Origin of the sequence: Lacihabitans lacunae (genome assembly GCF_042649125.1) — a bacterium.
Lineage (GTDB): Bacteria > Bacteroidota > Bacteroidia > Cytophagales > Spirosomataceae > Leadbetterella > Leadbetterella lacunae.
The window spans coordinates 2,727,529-2,744,183 of record NZ_JBHRYQ010000001.1; the positions used below are offsets into that span (position 1 = coordinate 2,727,529).

General features: G+C 41.0%; 8 protein-coding genes. All 8 read left to right on the plus strand.

Annotation, left to right across the window (positions count from 1 at the left end; translation table 11 throughout):
• Positions 1-163 precede the first annotated feature (163 nt).
• The 8 genes from ACFOOI_RS11875 to ACFOOI_RS11910 all read left to right on the plus strand — a co-directional run bounded on the left by ACFOOI_RS11875 (position 164) and on the right by ACFOOI_RS11910 (position 16,653).
• The gene (locus ACFOOI_RS11875) at positions 164-3,319 is read left to right on the plus strand and encodes a SusC/RagA family TonB-linked outer membrane protein (RefSeq protein WP_379838194.1); all 3,156 of its coding nucleotides are present in this window, start codon (positions 164-166) and stop codon (positions 3,317-3,319) included.
• Between the two features lie 12 nt (positions 3,320-3,331).
• Positions 3,332-5,143, plus strand: coding sequence for a RagB/SusD family nutrient uptake outer membrane protein (locus ACFOOI_RS11880; protein ID WP_379838195.1), 1,812 nt, complete (start codon positions 3,332-3,334; stop codon positions 5,141-5,143).
• A gap of 260 nt (positions 5,144-5,403) precedes the next feature.
• Positions 5,404-7,011, plus strand: coding sequence for an endo-1,4-beta-xylanase (locus tag ACFOOI_RS11885; protein ID WP_379838196.1), 1,608 nt, complete (start codon positions 5,404-5,406; stop codon positions 7,009-7,011).
• Between the two features lie 82 nt (positions 7,012-7,093).
• Positions 7,094-9,646, plus strand: a complete 2,553-nt coding sequence (locus tag ACFOOI_RS11890) for a glycosyl hydrolase 115 family protein (protein WP_379838197.1) — start codon at positions 7,094-7,096, stop codon at positions 9,644-9,646.
• 113 nt (positions 9,647-9,759) lie between these two features.
• Entirely contained in the window at positions 9,760-10,881 is a 1,122-nt protein-coding gene (locus ACFOOI_RS11895; RefSeq protein ID WP_379838198.1) for an endo-1,4-beta-xylanase, read from the plus strand.
• Between the two features lie 27 nt (positions 10,882-10,908).
• The gene (locus tag ACFOOI_RS11900; protein WP_379838199.1) at positions 10,909-12,324 is read left to right on the plus strand and encodes an MFS transporter; all 1,416 of its coding nucleotides are present in this window, start codon (positions 10,909-10,911) and stop codon (positions 12,322-12,324) included.
• Between the two features lie 185 nt (positions 12,325-12,509).
• Positions 12,510-13,547: a glycoside hydrolase family 43 protein gene (locus tag ACFOOI_RS11905; protein ID WP_379838200.1), complete on the plus strand. Its 1,038-nt coding sequence runs from the start codon at positions 12,510-12,512 to the stop codon at positions 13,545-13,547.
• Between the two features lie 457 nt (positions 13,548-14,004).
• Complete coding sequence (locus tag ACFOOI_RS11910) at positions 14,005-16,653, plus strand: sialate O-acetylesterase (protein ID WP_379838201.1); 2,649 nt, start codon at positions 14,005-14,007, stop codon at positions 16,651-16,653.
• Positions 16,654-16,655 lie beyond the last annotated feature (2 nt).

The window sequence follows — 16,655 nt, forward strand, 5'->3', positions numbered from 1 at the left end:
CTCACAGGCAAGAAAAATACCTCAATTTTTAAACATTTGGAATATAGATTTGGCGATTTGTGCTACTTAAAGAATTTGCCTTAACCTTACTTTGTCCCTGAAATTAATAGGTTCCTATAAGCAAGTTTATATTATTTATCAAATCAATCATATTTCCAATTTTATGAAAAAACTCAACCTTAATTATTTAATTGATCAAAGCAGAAAGCACTACTTCAGGTGGGCTATCCTGTTTCTGGTGACTTGCAGTTTCAATGTGGCTGCACAAACCATAAAAGGAACTGTAAAGTCTACTACAAATGAGGCTATTCCTGGGGCGTCTATTCAAGTAAAAGGGACTACTATCGGTACTACAGCGAATGGCGAAGGAAGCTACACGATTGCAGCTAAACCAACCCAAACTTTGGTGATAAGTTCTATTGGTTACAAAAGCACAGAAGTAACAGTGGGCAACCAAACTGTGATTGACATAACTTTAGATGAAGACCTTTCGGCTCTAAACGAGGTTATTGTGGTAGGATACGGTACTCAGAAAAAAAGAGACATCACCGGAGCCGTAACATCGGTAAGTGAGGCTACTCTAAAAGAAGTACCAGCACCTAACCTATTAAACGCCCTAAAAGGTCGTGCAGCAGGGGTTTCTATAGTGAGTAATGGCTCTACACCGGGAACTCAGGGACAAATTAGGATCAGAGGTAACCGTACACTTACTACCGGAAACGGCGACGGACTAGACGGCCCACTGGTAGTGGTAGATGGAATTCCATTTGGTGGCCTAAATGATATCAACCCAGACGATATCGCCAGCATGGAAATCTTAAAAGACGCATCTGCTACGGCCATTTATGGTTCAAGAGGTGCGGGTGGTGTTATCTTAATCACTACCAAAAGAGGAAAATCAGGTAAGCCGGTATTGTCATATGATGGTTACTATGGAATAACCAATGCCATGGGCAAATACAACATTATGAACGCCGAGCAGTACTCGAAATTCAAGCAAGACGCAGCTGCTCTAAACACGGTTTCACCGGGTTCTTCGGCGTATCCATTGACCAATATCGAGCAAGAAAATCAGGCTTTGGGCATAAACACAGACTGGCAAGACCTGCTTTACAAACAAGGTTTTAACACCAGCCATCAGTTAGGTCTACAAGGCGGAACCGAAACTACGCAATACGGTATGGGATTGGGATATTTCAACGAAACGGGAATTATGCCAAACCAAAATTTTGACCGTATGAACATTAGAGCTACATTGGATCAAAAAATAGGAAAACGTGTAAAAGTAGGCTTAAACACCATCAATACCCTTAGCCATACAAACACTCCCGGTGGTGGCGGAATCCCTACTTTCTTAGCAGGACTTTCTCCTTTGGCAAAGCCCTACAACGAAGATGGCACCGTAAACCTTTACCCAAAACTTGGAAGTATAGATGCAGCTCAGGTTTCTCCACTTACTTTGATTTCAAGAGAAGCAGACATACTTAACAACTCAAGGTCGATACGTACATTTAACAGCCTTTATGGTGAAGTAAATATCATAGATGGCCTTAAATATAGGTTCAATGCAGGTCTTAACTTTAGCCAGTCGTCATTTAATGGCTACGGACCACCAAACACGTATGTAAACAACGCTACGGCACAAAGTGCATCAAACGGCGACATCAGCAATACCGAATATTGGGATGTAAACATTCAGCATTTGTTATACTATGACAAAACCATTGCTAAAAAACACAGATTAGGTGTTACAGCTCTTTATGAGTTGACAAAAAACCACAGTTTGGGTTCAAACTTTAACGTAAAAGGAATACCAGCTGACTATATCAAAACATCGAACTTTGCTTTGGCATCGGGTGCGGTTACAGCAAATGCAAACAATGGCAATTTCTTCTCTGAAACGGGTCTGTTGTCGTACATGGGAAGAGTAAACTATACCTACAACGACAAATACATGATTACTGCTACACTTCGTAGAGACGGCTCATCTACCCTATCTCCAGGAAACCAATATTTTAACTACCCGGCTATCGGTTTGGGATGGAATATCATAGACGAAGATTTTATGAAAGACCTGCCATTTATATCTAACTTAAAACTAAGAGGAGGATGGGGTATTTCAGGAAACAGAAACGTAGGAGCTTACGCTACTTTGGGTGCTTTATCTTCTGGATATTACAATTTTGGAACTACAGTGGCGGGTCAAGTATTGGCATATACCGTAACTAACTTACCTGCTACCGACTTAGGATGGCAGTCAACTTCTCAGTCAGACTATGGTTTAGAGATTGGCTTATTTAACGACCGTATCGTGGGTAATTTTGATATTTATCACCAAAAAACAAAAGACATTTTGCTTTCGGTAAACTTACCTCAAAGTAATGGAGCGAGTTCTACACTTAAAAACCTTGGAAAAACAGAAGGTAAAGGTTTTGAGTCATCGGTGACATTTAACATCTTGAGAAATCCAAACGGATTTAACTGGAGCACAGATGTGACGTATTTCTTTAACAGAGAAAAAATTACGCAACTTACTACTCCTACGGAGTTAGACAACAAAGGAAACGGATGGTTTGTAGGCGAGCCACTAACGGTTATTTATGACTACAAAATGTTGGGTATTTGGCAAACTTCTGATGCTACTGACGGCTCTTTAGGTAAGCAAACATCACCGGTGCAGTTACCTGGACAAATCAGAGTAGAAGACGTAAACGGAGACGGCAAAATAGACGCAGCGGACAGACAAATATTAGGAAATTTCCAACCTAAATGGGAAGGCGGTTTGACAAATAGAATTTCATACAAAGGTTTTGATATGTCAACTGTTGCATATGCTCGTATCGGACAAAAAGCCTTGGTTTCATACCTTTCGGGTACTTCAGGTGGTGGCTCTGGCTATAACTTCTTTAACCAAGGAAGACAAAACCAATACGTAACTGACTATTGGACATTAGACAACCCAAGCAATACATTCCCTCGCCCAGATGCTAACGCAGGTGTTAAAGATTTCCAATCTGTATTGCAGTATCGTGACGGTTCATTTATAAAAATGAGAAGTATAAACTTTGGATATACAATCAGTCCAAAATTGCTTAAGAAAACGGGTATTAGCAGCACGAGAGTATACTTAAACACTACTAATCCTTTTATTATTTATGCTCCATTGGTACGTGACAACTTAGGAATAGACCCTGAAGGAAACAACAATTCTTCATCAGGTAACGTGATTGGCACGGGTGTACCAGGCAGACAAATTACTGTCAACCTAAACAACCCTCCTGTTCGTCAATTTACACTTGGTTTAAACCTTAAATTTTAATTAAAAGAGAAAATGAAAAAAATACAATTATTAATAATAACAGGCGTATTGTTTTTGGCCTCAGGGTGCGAAAAAATACTTGAAGAAAATCCGCAGTCTCAAATCGTACCTTCATTTTTTAAATCTTCTGCAGGAGTTTTAGGAGGAATAGCCGGAGTTTACAATGACATAAGAAACTATTGGGGCACCGAAGGATTTACAGTAGAAATGCAAGCAGGTACCGACGAGTTTTTGCAAGCTGCAAGTAGTGGTGGCGGCCCATTGTATACCTACAACGGCATAAACGCCACAAACTTTGGAGCGGCGTGGGGAACTGCATTTACAGACATAAACACCCTAAACGGTGTATTGAAATACGGACAGTCGCTCAATGAGCCTGAAGCAGTAAAAAAACAATACCTGGCTCAAGCCAAATTTTTAAGAGCATTCTGGTATTTTTATTTGGTCCAAACCTTCGGAGATGTGCCTCTTCACACAGAGTTTATCGAAGTGGCTTCTCAAGCGGCCAAAAGAGACCCTGTAGCTGACGTTTACAAGCTAATCATTCAAGATTTAAGAGACGCAGCGGCTGATTTGCCAGAAAAACCTACGGCACCATTTTTAGGGAAGGCCGCTACTAAGCCTGTTGCTCAGTTTTTCTTAGCCAAAGCCCTTTTGACCAGAGGATGGTTAACTAACTCGCAACCAGATTACGCAGAAGCGGCTAAAATAGCAAACGACATTATTGTAAATAAAGGTACGTATGGCTTAGACCTGTGGCAAGACTTTGGTGACGCATTTGTGCCAGCAAACGACTACGGCAAAGAAACGATGTTTGTTTCAGATCATACAAATGACGCCAAATACGGATATTACACAGTAGGTGGTGGTGCATCAGGCGGAAACGCCCAAAACCTCTCGCCTTGGTTTACTAACTGGAACTACCCCGCAGTAAGTGGTTTAAATTCATACCTAAACTCAAATGGGGTATTGACAAACAGCGGTACAGCAGGTATGGTGAGAGATTCATATTATGGCCGCCCGTATGTGCGTATGAGACCCAATAGCTTTAAATGGACCAGCGGACAAAACTCAGGAAAGAACTATTTCTTAGACCAAGTTTTTGTAAATAGAGCCAATGATTCTCGTTTTGCAAACTCGTTTTACACGACTTATATCTCGAATACCGCCATCACAAACTCGGCTACTAGTGCCAATAACAAACGTGGAATTACATATACCATGCAAGTAGGTGTAGACACGGCCGTATACTTCCCTGACTTTGAAGTACCTGGTGCCCCGCAATTTATCGGAACAAGACCTTTCAAAGGAATAGTGGTACCACCAAGCATGTGGAAATCAGATATTTTCCCTTCGCTTAAGAAGTTTATGGACCCAAGCAGAGGATCAAACTTTAACGATCCGTCTACACGTCCAGCAGTAATCACGAGATTTGCTGAGGTGTATTTAATTGCAGCGGAAGCGTATATGCAAGCAGGCGACAAAGCCAAAGCGGCAGAACTTTTAAATGTAGTGCGTCAAAGAGCAGCTTACAGAAAAACCAACACTTCGGCACAAAATGCAGCCGCAGCTGAAGCAATGAAAATTACAGCTAGCGACGTGACCGTAGACTTTATATTAGACGAAAGAAGTCGCGAACTATTTGGTGAGTGGATGAGATGGAACGACTTGGTTCGTACGAAATCATTGGTAAGAAGAATCCAAGCTTGGAACCCTGAAGCAGCAGCTAACATAAAGGAATTCCATGTGTTGAGACCGATTCCTCAATCACAAATAGACAGAACAGTAGAAGGCCCAGCCTTCCCTCAAAACCCAGGATATTAAGATACAGAATAGGTTAAAATAAAGTCTAAATAGAAGGGGGCCAATTTCCCCTTCTATTTTTTTAGACTAAATTGTATAGAATTTCATTTTTAAATTTTTAAGTAAAAAACTTTAAGCATTTATTTATAGTAAAAACTCAAAAAAAACTAAGTCAATCATCCGCCAATAAATACATAAAATACCCAAAAGAAGAAAGTAGAAAACAAAAAGGATATACGTTTAAAAATCTATTTATTTCAAAACCTTATTTATTTAAAAAAATGTTCAGAAAGCTTCTATTTATATCATTGGTGGCATTGTGCTCATGCAGCAAAGAAGAAATCACCAATACGCCCGCAGTAACTCCGCCTACACAAATATTAGATTTTGACCCCGCCAAAGCTACTTCTACCTTGCGAGACGCAACGGATATTCCGATCGGAATGGCCATTTCTTATGACGAGGTAGTAAAAAACGACGCCACCTATTTAAATATCTTAAAATCAGAATTTGACAACATCGTTTTTGGCTATCACATGAAACACGGTGCTGTAGTCAAAAATGACGGCTCCATGGACTTCTCAAAAGTAGACGAGATAATGGGTAAAGTGGGCATGCAGACCTTTGGGCATGTGCTAGCTTGGCATTCCAATAACAACGGCGACTACCTCCGCTCACTTGAAGTAGGTGCAGCTGTGCCGTCGGGAGTCAATTTATTGAAAAATGGAAATTTTGAAGATGGCTCGGGAGCTACTTTTACAAACTTCACTAACCTAGTAGGTGGCACCGCCGAAGGCAAATACGAAGAAGAAACCAAAGACCTACCAGCAGGCAGCAAGAGAGCACTAAAAGCTACGGTAACCAAAGCCGGAACAAACGCTTGGGACATGCAGTCCCTTGGGCCTGAGATAGCCGTAGAAGCAGGAAAAAACTACCGAGTTTCGGTAGCAGTAAAGTCACTCACAGGTTCGGGCAGTTTCAAGCTGATCATTCAAAAAAATAACTATACAGAAAATAAACTGACGTTTACAAATTCAAATTGGAACACCTACACTTGGAATTTCACTGCCACAGAAGCACCTACGGAATTCAAAATGCACTTTAACGCCGAAGGCAGCTACCTCATAGACAACATCGTGATAGAATCGGTAAGCACTTCGGCCAATACCAGCACTGCAGATATAACCAAAAAAGTAGATGCCGCCCTAAAAACATGGGTACAGGGAATTGTAAAAAAATACCCTGCGGTTAAGTCTTGGGATGCCATAAATGAGGTTTTTACCGACGGAACTCCTAACCTAAGAACGGGCTCGTCTACGGGAGATACCTACTATTGGCACACCTATTTGGGCAGAAGTTATATTTACAAGACATTTCAATATGCCAAAGAAATGTGCAGCGACTGTGAGTTTTTCATAAACGATTATAACCTCGAATACAACCCCGCAAAACTAGACTCTACTATAGCCCTCGCCAAAGAACTTAAGGCTGCAGGAGTGCCAGTAGCCGGCATAGGTACACAAATGCACATGAGCATAAACTCCTCAAGAGAAGGCATAACTTCTATGATGAAAAAGTTAGCCGCAACGGGCATGAAAGTCAGAATTTCGGAATTAGACATTAGCATTAACCCAAATAACACGCCCAACTATACGCCAAGCAAGGCCGATTACGAAGCACAGGCCGCTATGTATTATTTTGTGGGAAAAGAATATATTACCCATATACCTCCGGCACAAAGACACGGCATCACAATTTGGGGAATATCAGACAAAGACACCTGGATAGTAACCACATTTAAAAGACCAGACTATCCACTTATGTGGGATGACAAATTCGCTAAAAAACCAGCATACATGGGCCTTTGGAGGGCTTTGAAAGGACTTTAATAGTCCTTTCTTTTTTTTAATTTTTAAAAGAAATAGTACTAAGCCTTTTGGGCAGTTATTTCTAAAAAACCTTTATCTCTAAATGAAAAAATATACAATTCTTTTACTCTTCTTTTCTTGGTTAAAAGGCTACTCGCAAGACGTAGTTTTTAAGTCTGAGGCAAATACCTTTCCTTTGGTAACCCAAAAAGAAGCCAGTGCTATCTATTATGATAAAAATGATTTTGAAGGGGTAGAAATTGCGGTCAAAAATTTACAAAATGACATCGAAGCTGTTACAGGCAAAAGGCCTTCGGTTTCTACTTCGGCAATAAGCAAAACCGTGGTAATCATAGGCACCTTGGGGCACAGCAAAATCATAGACCAAATGGTTCAAAAAGGCCGTTTTGACACCAAATCATTAAAAGGAAAATGGGAAAAATTTCAACGATTTGTGGTTAAAAACCCAATAAAAGGAGTAAAAGAAGCCCTCGTAATAGTAGGCTCAGACAAGCGAGGAACTATTTATGGCGTTTATGATTTATCCGAAAAAATAGGCGTTTCGCCGTGGCACTTTTGGGCAGATGTACCCACCAAAAAACACGCAGAAATTTACGTAAGCAAAACTATTTTCACCCTAGATGAACCAAAAGTAAAATATAGGGGGATATTCTTAAACGACGAAGCCCCTTGCCTTTCGGGTTGGACACACGAAAAAAACGGCGGCTTTAACCAAAAACTGTACACCTCAATTTTTGAACTAATATTACGCCTAAAAGGCAACTACCTTTGGCCCGCCATGTGGGGAAATGCATTTCATGTAGACGACCCCATGAATCCAGTTTTGGCAGACAAATATGGCGTAGTAATAGGCACCTCACACCACGAACCGCTCATGCGAGCTCATGACGAATGGCGTAGATACGGCAAAAACAAAGGCCCTTGGGACTACAGCAAAAACGACTCTACCCTGCGTGAGTTTTGGAGAGAAAGCGTGCAGCAACGATATAAATATGAAAACATATTTTCGGTAGGAATGCGTGGCGATGGAGACGAACCCATGAGCAACCAAACCGCCACTACGCTTCTGGAAAAAATAGTGGACGACCAACGTAAAATAATAGCCGAGGTGTCGGGTAAGCCTGCTTCCGAAAAACCGCAACTTTGGGCTTTATACAAAGAAGTGCAAGACTATTACGACCAAGGCATGCGAGTGCCTGACGACATCACGCTATTGCTCTGTGACGACAACTGGGGCAATATCAGAAAACTGCCTGCTCTCGATGCAAAACCACGCAAAGGCGGCTACGGCATTTATTATCACTTTGACTATGTGGGTGGCCCACGAAACTACAAATGGGTGAACACCAATCCACTGCCCCGAATTTGGGAACAAATGCACTTAGCGTATGAATACAAGGCCCGAGAGATTTGGATTGTGAATGTGGGAGACTTAAAGCCCATGGAGCTACCCATTTCATTCTTTTTAGACTATGCTTGGAATCCTGAAAAAATAGGAACGGCAGAACTACCAAATTATACTCAAAAATGGGCTAAGGCTACTTTTGGAGAGGCTCATTCAACCGAAATAGCTTCTTATTTAGATAAATATGCCAAATACAATGCCCGCGTAAAACCTGAACTACTAAATGCAAAAACGTACAGTTTGGTGGGCAGTAACAGTGAATGGAGTAGCGTAGTAAAAGAATACACAGACTTGGCAAACGCAGCCTCACAAACCTACGAATTGATAGAACCTGCCTACAAAGACGCCTACTACCAATTGGTTTTATATCCTATTTTGGCTTGCTCAAACTTATACGAAATGTATTATGCACAAGCTCAAAATCAACATGCAGTTGAAGCAAATTGTACGGATGCAAATAAATGGGCAGACAAAGTGGAAGAACATTTTAAACGCGATCAAGAACTCAGCGATTATTTTAACCACACCCTCGCAAACGGAAAATGGAACCACTATGCAGACCAAACACATATTGGCTACACCTATTGGCAGCAACCAAACAAAAACACTATGCCCAAAGTAACCCGAATAGAAGATGGCGAAGAGTCTACAGGGGAATTTCCTTCAGTTTTAGAAACATATAGAGAAGCACCTGCCGACTTTAAAGGGTTTATTGAAGAAGGCGGTTATGTGAGCATGGAGGCTGCACATTTTCAAAGAAAGACAGCACAAGGCAATATTTCGTGGGAAACCATACCCGACATAGGCCGAACTGGCGACGGCGTAACTATTTTTCCGGTGAATATTCCGGCTATTACCCTAAACAAAAACAGTCCGAAATTAGAATACGACATGTATTGGTTTACTAAAGGCGAAGCCGAACTGAGCCTTATCCTTTCACCTACTTTGGCATTCAATGCAAACAAGGGCCTCAAAATAGCATTTTCAATCGATGACAAACTCCCGCAAATACTCGAAATGCACGCAGACGCGAGTATGAAAGAATGGGAAAATATGGTTTCTGCTAACGCCAAATATTTAAAGACAAAAGTAAATATCAACGAACCTGGAAAGCATATGCTGAAGATTTGGGCGATGGACCCTGCGGTGGTTTTACAAAAAATAGTGATAGACGCAAAAGGCCTTCCGGCGACACACCTTGGGCCACCCGAAAGTAAAATAATAAGATAATTTTTTCTAAATAAAAGAATATTTTATTGATTTATGATAATAATTGTTAAATTGACGCTTATTTTTTACAAATAAGCAGAAAACCTTGTTGTTCAATATTTTAAATACTTATAATGAAAATTAACTTCTCAAAAAACGCATGGATGGGCTTTTCATGTGCGGTAATCATCTTTAGCCAAAGTTCGTGTGCTCAAAAAGAGCCAAACTCGCTAAAAAAAGCCTTTCATGACGATTTTCTTATTGGAACAGCTTTAGGCACTTCCCATATTTTAGAGAAAGACTCAGCAGCAAACAAATTAATCATTAGTCAGTTTGACGCCATCACGCCCGAAAACATCATGAAGGCAGAAGTGATTCACCCTGCCCCAGGCAAATACGATTTTAACTTGTCTGACAAATATGTTGCCTATGGACAAAAAAATAAGATGTTTATTGTAGGTCACACCTTGGTTTGGCACTCTCAAATGCCTGCCTTTGCTCAAAAAATACAAAACGCAGACTCGCTTAGAATGTTCATGACAGACCACATCAATACGGTGGCCGGTAGGTACGCTGGCAAAATAAACAGCTGGGACGTAGTAAACGAGGCACTTAATGAAGACGGAACCATGCGTGAGTCTATTTATTATAAACTTTTGGGAGAAAACTTCGTAAAAGAAGCCTTTGATCTAGCCGCAAAAGCAGACCCAACGGCGGAATTATACTACAACGATTACAACATCGAACAGCCCGCAAAACGAAAAGGAGCTATAGCCCTAATCAAAAAATTACAGGCGAGCGGCACCAAAATAGACGGTGTGGGTATTCAAGGGCACTGGAACATAAACGACGACAACCTCAAAATCATAGAAGATGCCATCACTGAGTTTTCGGCATTGGGTATCAAAGTGGCCTTTACCGAACTTGACTACACGGTTATACCAAACCCATGGGACCTAAAAGGTGCTGATGTAAACCAAAAATTTGAGGAGAATCCTTTATTGAACCCTTACCCAAAGGCCCTACCTGACTCTGTAGACACAAAATTGGCTATGCGTTACAAAGACCTTTTCGCATTATTTTTAAAACATAAAGACAAAATCAGTCGTGTGACTTTTTGGGGTGTAAATGATGGCCACTCGTGGTTAAATGGCTGGCCGATTAAAAACCGCACCAACTATCCCCTACTTTTTGACAGAAACTATAAACCTAAAAAAGCCTACAATGCTGTTTTAGAACTCAAAACCAAAATGTAAGTAAACCTTAACCATAACCTATTTTTTATGAAAGATGTATCACATAAGCTGTCTGTACTCGAAAAAGTCGGATATAGCCTAGGAGACCTTGCTGCCAATTTGGTGTTTCAAACTTTAGTGACCTATTTGGCCTACTTTTATACGGACATTTACGGCCTAAAACCCGAGCACGCTACTTTAGTTACACTATTTGTAGGTCTATTTGCGGCCTTCGTTTTTAATCCGGTTATGGGTGCTATTGCCGACAGAACCATCACCCGTTGGGGAAAATTCAGACCATGGATCCTTTGGACAGCCGTACCACTTGGTGTAGCTGCACTTTTAGCTTTCAGCACACCTGATTTTTCGTACCAAGGCAAGGTGATTTATGCGGTAGTGACTTACAGCTTATTGTTATTGCTATATGCAGCAAACAACCTCCCTTACTCGGCCCTCAGCGGTGTTATCACAGGCGACATGGCGGAGCGAAACAGTATGTCGGCGTATCGTTTTGTGGCAGTTATGTTTTCGCAGTTTTTTGTGCAGGTTTTTATGTATAACCTTATCCTAAAAGCCGGAAATGGAGACAAAGCCGTTGGAATAGAAAAAGTAATGACGGTGCTTGCCATAGTAGGTACTTTGATGCTTTTGGTAACATTTTTCACCACCAAAGAGCGAGTAGTTCCGAAGCCCGAGCAAAAATCATCTTTGAAAGAAGACCTAGGCGATTTGTTTAAAAACATCCCTTGGATTATCATGTTGGTGACCACCACTTTGGTATTTATTACCCTTGCCATGAAAGGCGGATCGTATGTGTATTATTTCGAAAACTACGTAGACAAAACACAATTGACGGCGTTTTTAGAGCCTATGAAAGCGTTTCTACCTGCCTTTGAAAACGACATTTCGATGGGCTTGGGCGTATTTAACGGAGGCGGTATCCTTATTGGATTGATAGGTATCATGATGTCAAAAAACTTAGCCGACAAATACGGAAAAAGAAACGTTTTCGGGGCATCACTTTTTGTGTCAACCCTATTTATCATCTTCTTTTATTTCTTCCCTCCACAGTCGGTAGGCCTAATGTTTGGTTCGCAGATTTTACACATGTTTTTCTACGGAATCAGCACGCCAATCCTATGGACCATGATAGCCGATGTAGCGGATTATTCAGAATGGAAAAACAACCGTAGAGCCACAGCCATTATTTTCTCTGCCATGATGGTAGGTCTAAAAGGCGGCTTGAGTATCGGAAGTTCACTTTTAACCATGATTTTAGGCATATTCGGATATCAGCCAAACGCTGAAGTAGCCCAGTCGGCCGAAACAATAAATGGTATAAAGTTATTGGTAAGTATTTTCCCTGCCATTCCTTTTTTAATAGCCGTAGGTTTATTGTTTTTCTATGAAATAAATAAGAAAATGGAACTTCAAATAGAGAAAGAACTGAAAGAGAGAAGATAGTTTTTTCAATAAATGAATGTCTGAATGTTTGAATGAATGAATATTTAATTGTTTGAATGCTTGAATGCTTGAATGTTTGAATGCTTTCACAAAATCTATTCATTAATATTTTAACAATAAATACTAGCAAATACGCTAAAAGACAAATAACTAATAACAAATACATTAAAAGACAAATAACCAAAATGCCTGAAGATAGTATAGAACACATTGATTTTAATGATTTAAACAAGAGAGCTATATCGCAGCCTCTTGTTAAGCATATTTATACGGCAGATCCTTCTGCTCATGTTTTTAACGGAAAAATATACATTTACCCTTCACATGATGTAGACGCTGGAGAAGCATTTGACGACCTTGGAAGTCACTTTGCTATGGAAGACTACCACGTAATTTCGATGGACTCCGTAGATAGCGAAGCCATAGACAATGGCGTGGCACTGCATGTAGACGATGTGCCGTGGGCTGACAAACAAATGTGGGCTCCCGACGCCAACGAAAAAGACGGCAAATATTACCTTTTCTTCCCGGCAAAAGGATACGATGGTATTTTCAAAATAGGTGTTGCCATTGGAGATTCGCCTGTTGGGCCTTTTACGGCACAGCCAGAAGCCATCAAAGATAGTTTCTCTATTGACCCTGCCGTATTTAAAGACGACGACGGCTCGTACTATATGTACTTCGGTGGTATTTGGGGTGGGCAGTTACAACGCTGGAGAGAAGGTAGCTTTAATGCTTCAGAACCAGATAGTCCTGTAGCACATTTGCCTGCGGATAACGAACCGGCACTTTGTCCGAAAGTAGCAAAAATGACGGATGATTTATTGGAGTTTGCCCATGAAGCCAAAGACGTTTTAATTTTAGATGAAAATGGTAATCAGCTTCTAAACGGCGACAATGACCGCAGGTTCTTTGAGGCAGCATGGATGCATAAATACAATGGAAAATATTATTTCTCGTACTCCACCGGCGACACGCATTTTATTTGCTACGCCATTGGCGACAACCCGTACGGTCCCTTTACATACGCAGGCAGAATACTTGAACCCGTAGTTGGCTGGACCTCACATCATTCTATTTGCGAAGTAGATAGCAAATGGTATTTATTCTACCACGACTCAAGCCTATCAGAAGGTGTAACCCACCTGAGAAGCATAAAGGTATCGGAGATTACCTATGATGCGGATGGAAAGATAAATACTTTGGTGCCGTATAGGTCTTAAAAGACATATGTGATATTTTAACACATAGAACACATAAGGAAATACCACATAGAAGCATAGATATAAAACTAATGTTTCTATGTGAAAAATATAGAAAAAGCAAAGCTATGTAAACTATGTGGTTATCAAAAAACTACGATTTTAACACATAGAAAACATAGGAAAATACCACATAGAATCATAGATATCAACCTTATGTTTCTATGTGAAAAATATAGAAAAAGTAAGGCTATATGAACTATGTGCTTATAAAAAAAATATAGTTTCAACACATAGAACACATAAGGAAATACTACATAGAAACATAGGTTTTAATCTTATGTTTCTATGTGAAAAATATAGAAAAAGTAAGGCTATGTGAACTATGTGGTTTTTAAAAAAAATATAGTTTCAACACATAGAAACGTAGGATTTAATGCTATGTAATTTTAAAAGAACCATATTCAACCAAAAAAACATGAGAGCATTTAAGTTTGTTATTCTTCTTATTTTCATCAATATCCTCAATGTTGATGCTCAAATACGCTTACCGAAACTCATATCTGACAATATGGTTTTGCAGCGAGACAAGCCCATTAGAATTTGGGGTTGGGCTTCGCCAAAAGAGAAGATAACACTCACGCTCAACAAAAATAAATACAAAACCACCACAGACGTTTCTGGCAAATGGGAGCTAATGCTACCCGCTCAATCTGCTGCCACAGCACAGGAAATTACCCTCAAAGGCAAAAACGAAATCACAATAAAGAATATAGCCTTTGGCGACGTGTGGTTTTGCTCAGGCCAAAGCAATATGGAGCACAACATGGAGCGTCATAATATTATCTATGCCAAAGAAATAGCAGAAGCAAACAATGAAAACATCCGTCAGTTTCGCATTCCGAATACTCCAAATGTTAGCGGCATAGCCGATGATTTTAACAGTGGATCTTGGTTGGTGAGTACACCAGAAAACGTAAACCAGTTTTCGGTAGTGGCGTATTTTTTCGTAAAAAAACTATATGACACCTACAAAGTACCACAAGGCATAATAAACGCCAGTTACGGCGGCACACCCATAGAAGCCTGGACAAGCGAAGAGGGCTTAAAAGACTTCTCTAAAATTTTAGAAACCGTACAAAAAAACAAAGACACCGCCTACGTAAACTCATTTGCTAGGATAAAAAGACCGGCCACAATCTCACAAGACAAAGGCCTTAGTGAAAGCCCAAAATGGTACGAAACCAGCTATCAACCCAAAGGATGGAAGCCTTTCACTTTACCCGGTTTCTGGGAAGACCAAGGCATAAAAGACCTCGATGGCGTGGTGTGGTTTAGAAAAGAAATAACAATTTCCGCCGAAATGGCCAACAAGCCTGCAAAGGTGTTTTTAGGTCGAATAGTAGACGCCGATGTGTTGTACATAAACGGCGTGCAAGTGGGCCAAACCACCTATCAATATCCGCAAAGGCGTTACCCCGTGCCAGCAGGAGTACTGAAAGCAGGCAAAAACATAATCGTGGTGAAACTGAGCAATTTCGGAGGCAAAGGAGGCTTTGTGCCGGAAAAACCATATAGCTTAATAGCAGGGAATGACACTTTGGACCTAAAAGGAACTTGGCAGTATAAAGTAGGCGAAGCATTTACTCCCCAAAGGGGCTATTACCCTAGTTTTGGAGCACAAAATCAGCCGACGTCCCTATTTAATGGCATGACGGCACCGGCTACCAAATATACCATAAATGGCTTTCTGTGGTACCAAGGCGAAAGTAACGCTGGCCGTGCCTATGAATATGCGGCTCTACAAAAAGCCCAAATATTGGACTGGCGTAAGCAATGGAATCAAGGCGAATTGCCATTTATGTTTGTGCAGCTGCCCAACTATATGGAGTCTAATTATTTGCCAAGTGAAAGCAACTGGGCAGAACTCCGTGAGGCACAACTAAAAGCTGCAAATACACCAAACACCGCCATGGCGGTAGGCATAGACTTGGGCGAATGGAACGACATTCACCCCGACAACAAAAAAGACGTGGGCGAAAGATTGGCTCTAGCGGCCTTGCGAATGGTGTATAAAGAAAATGTGGTTTCATCAGGGCCGATTTTTAAAAGTGCCGCTATTGAACAGAATAAAATAGTGCTGAGCTTTGACCATGTAGGTGGCGGACTTAAAAGCAACGACGGCGAAGAACTGAGAGAATTTGCGATTGCAGGGGCCGACAAGAAGTTTGTTTGGGCTACAGCCAAAATCGTTGGAGACAAAATAGAGGTTTCGAATACCAAAATATCGCAGCCGTATTATGTTAGATACGCATGGGCAGACAACCCCAATGTCAATTTTTATAACGCCGAAGGATTACCCGCTTCGCCTTTCAGAACTGACGCCCAAGACCTAGATGAAACCAAACCATGGAAAGGCAAAAAAGCTGCGGTAGTTTTAACCTATGACGATGCCCTCAATGTTCACCTCGACAATGTAATTCCAGCCTTAGATTCTTTGAGTTTAAAAGGTACGTTTTATATAACCTCATCATTAGACGCAGCTCGAAACCGAATAAACGACTGGAGAAAAGCCGCTCAAAATGGCCACGAACTAGGCAATCACACCGTATATCACCCTTGCGATGCGAGCGGACCTGGTATGGATTGGGTAAAACCAGAATACGACATGAGCAAATACAGCATGGCTCAGATTCAAAACGAGATAAAGATGTGCAACGCCTATTTGAAGGCTATCGACGGAAAAAATAAACGAACATTTGCCTTTACGTGCGGACATAAAAAAGTGGCCGAAGGCGAGTTTATAGAGACCCTTGCGGACGAATTTGTGGCAGCAAGATCGGTGAGGCACGAAATGCACAGTTTTGCAGACCAAAAGCTGATGGACATAGACTGCTACAGCATGGTAGACAAAACGGGAGCCGAACTGATAGCACTAGTAAAACAAGCTCAAGCCGAAGAAAAACTATTGGTGTTCTTATTTCACGGTGTAGGCGGCGAACACGCCCTTAATGTCACTAAAGAAGCCCACAGCCAGCTGCTCCACTACCTCAAAGAAAACGAAAAGGATATTTATATAGACACCATGCTTAACGTGGCGGAGCATATTAAGATGGTGAAGAAGTAAAA

Coding starts and splice junctions, on each gene's coding strand:
- ACFOOI_RS11910 (WP_379838201.1), top strand. CDS start 14,005: ATGAGAGCATTTAAGTTTGTTATTCTTCTTATTTTCATCAATATCCTC.
- ACFOOI_RS11905 (WP_379838200.1), top strand. CDS start 12,510: ATGCCTGAAGATAGTATAGAACACATTGATTTTAATGATTTAAACAAG.
- ACFOOI_RS11895 (WP_379838198.1), top strand. CDS start 9,760: ATGAAAATTAACTTCTCAAAAAACGCATGGATGGGCTTTTCATGTGCG.
- ACFOOI_RS11885 (WP_379838196.1), top strand. CDS start 5,404: ATGTTCAGAAAGCTTCTATTTATATCATTGGTGGCATTGTGCTCATGC.
- ACFOOI_RS11890 (WP_379838197.1), top strand. CDS start 7,094: ATGAAAAAATATACAATTCTTTTACTCTTCTTTTCTTGGTTAAAAGGC.
- ACFOOI_RS11875 (WP_379838194.1), top strand. CDS start 164: ATGAAAAAACTCAACCTTAATTATTTAATTGATCAAAGCAGAAAGCAC.
- ACFOOI_RS11900 (WP_379838199.1), top strand. CDS start 10,909: ATGAAAGATGTATCACATAAGCTGTCTGTACTCGAAAAAGTCGGATAT.
- ACFOOI_RS11880 (WP_379838195.1), top strand. CDS start 3,332: ATGAAAAAAATACAATTATTAATAATAACAGGCGTATTGTTTTTGGCC.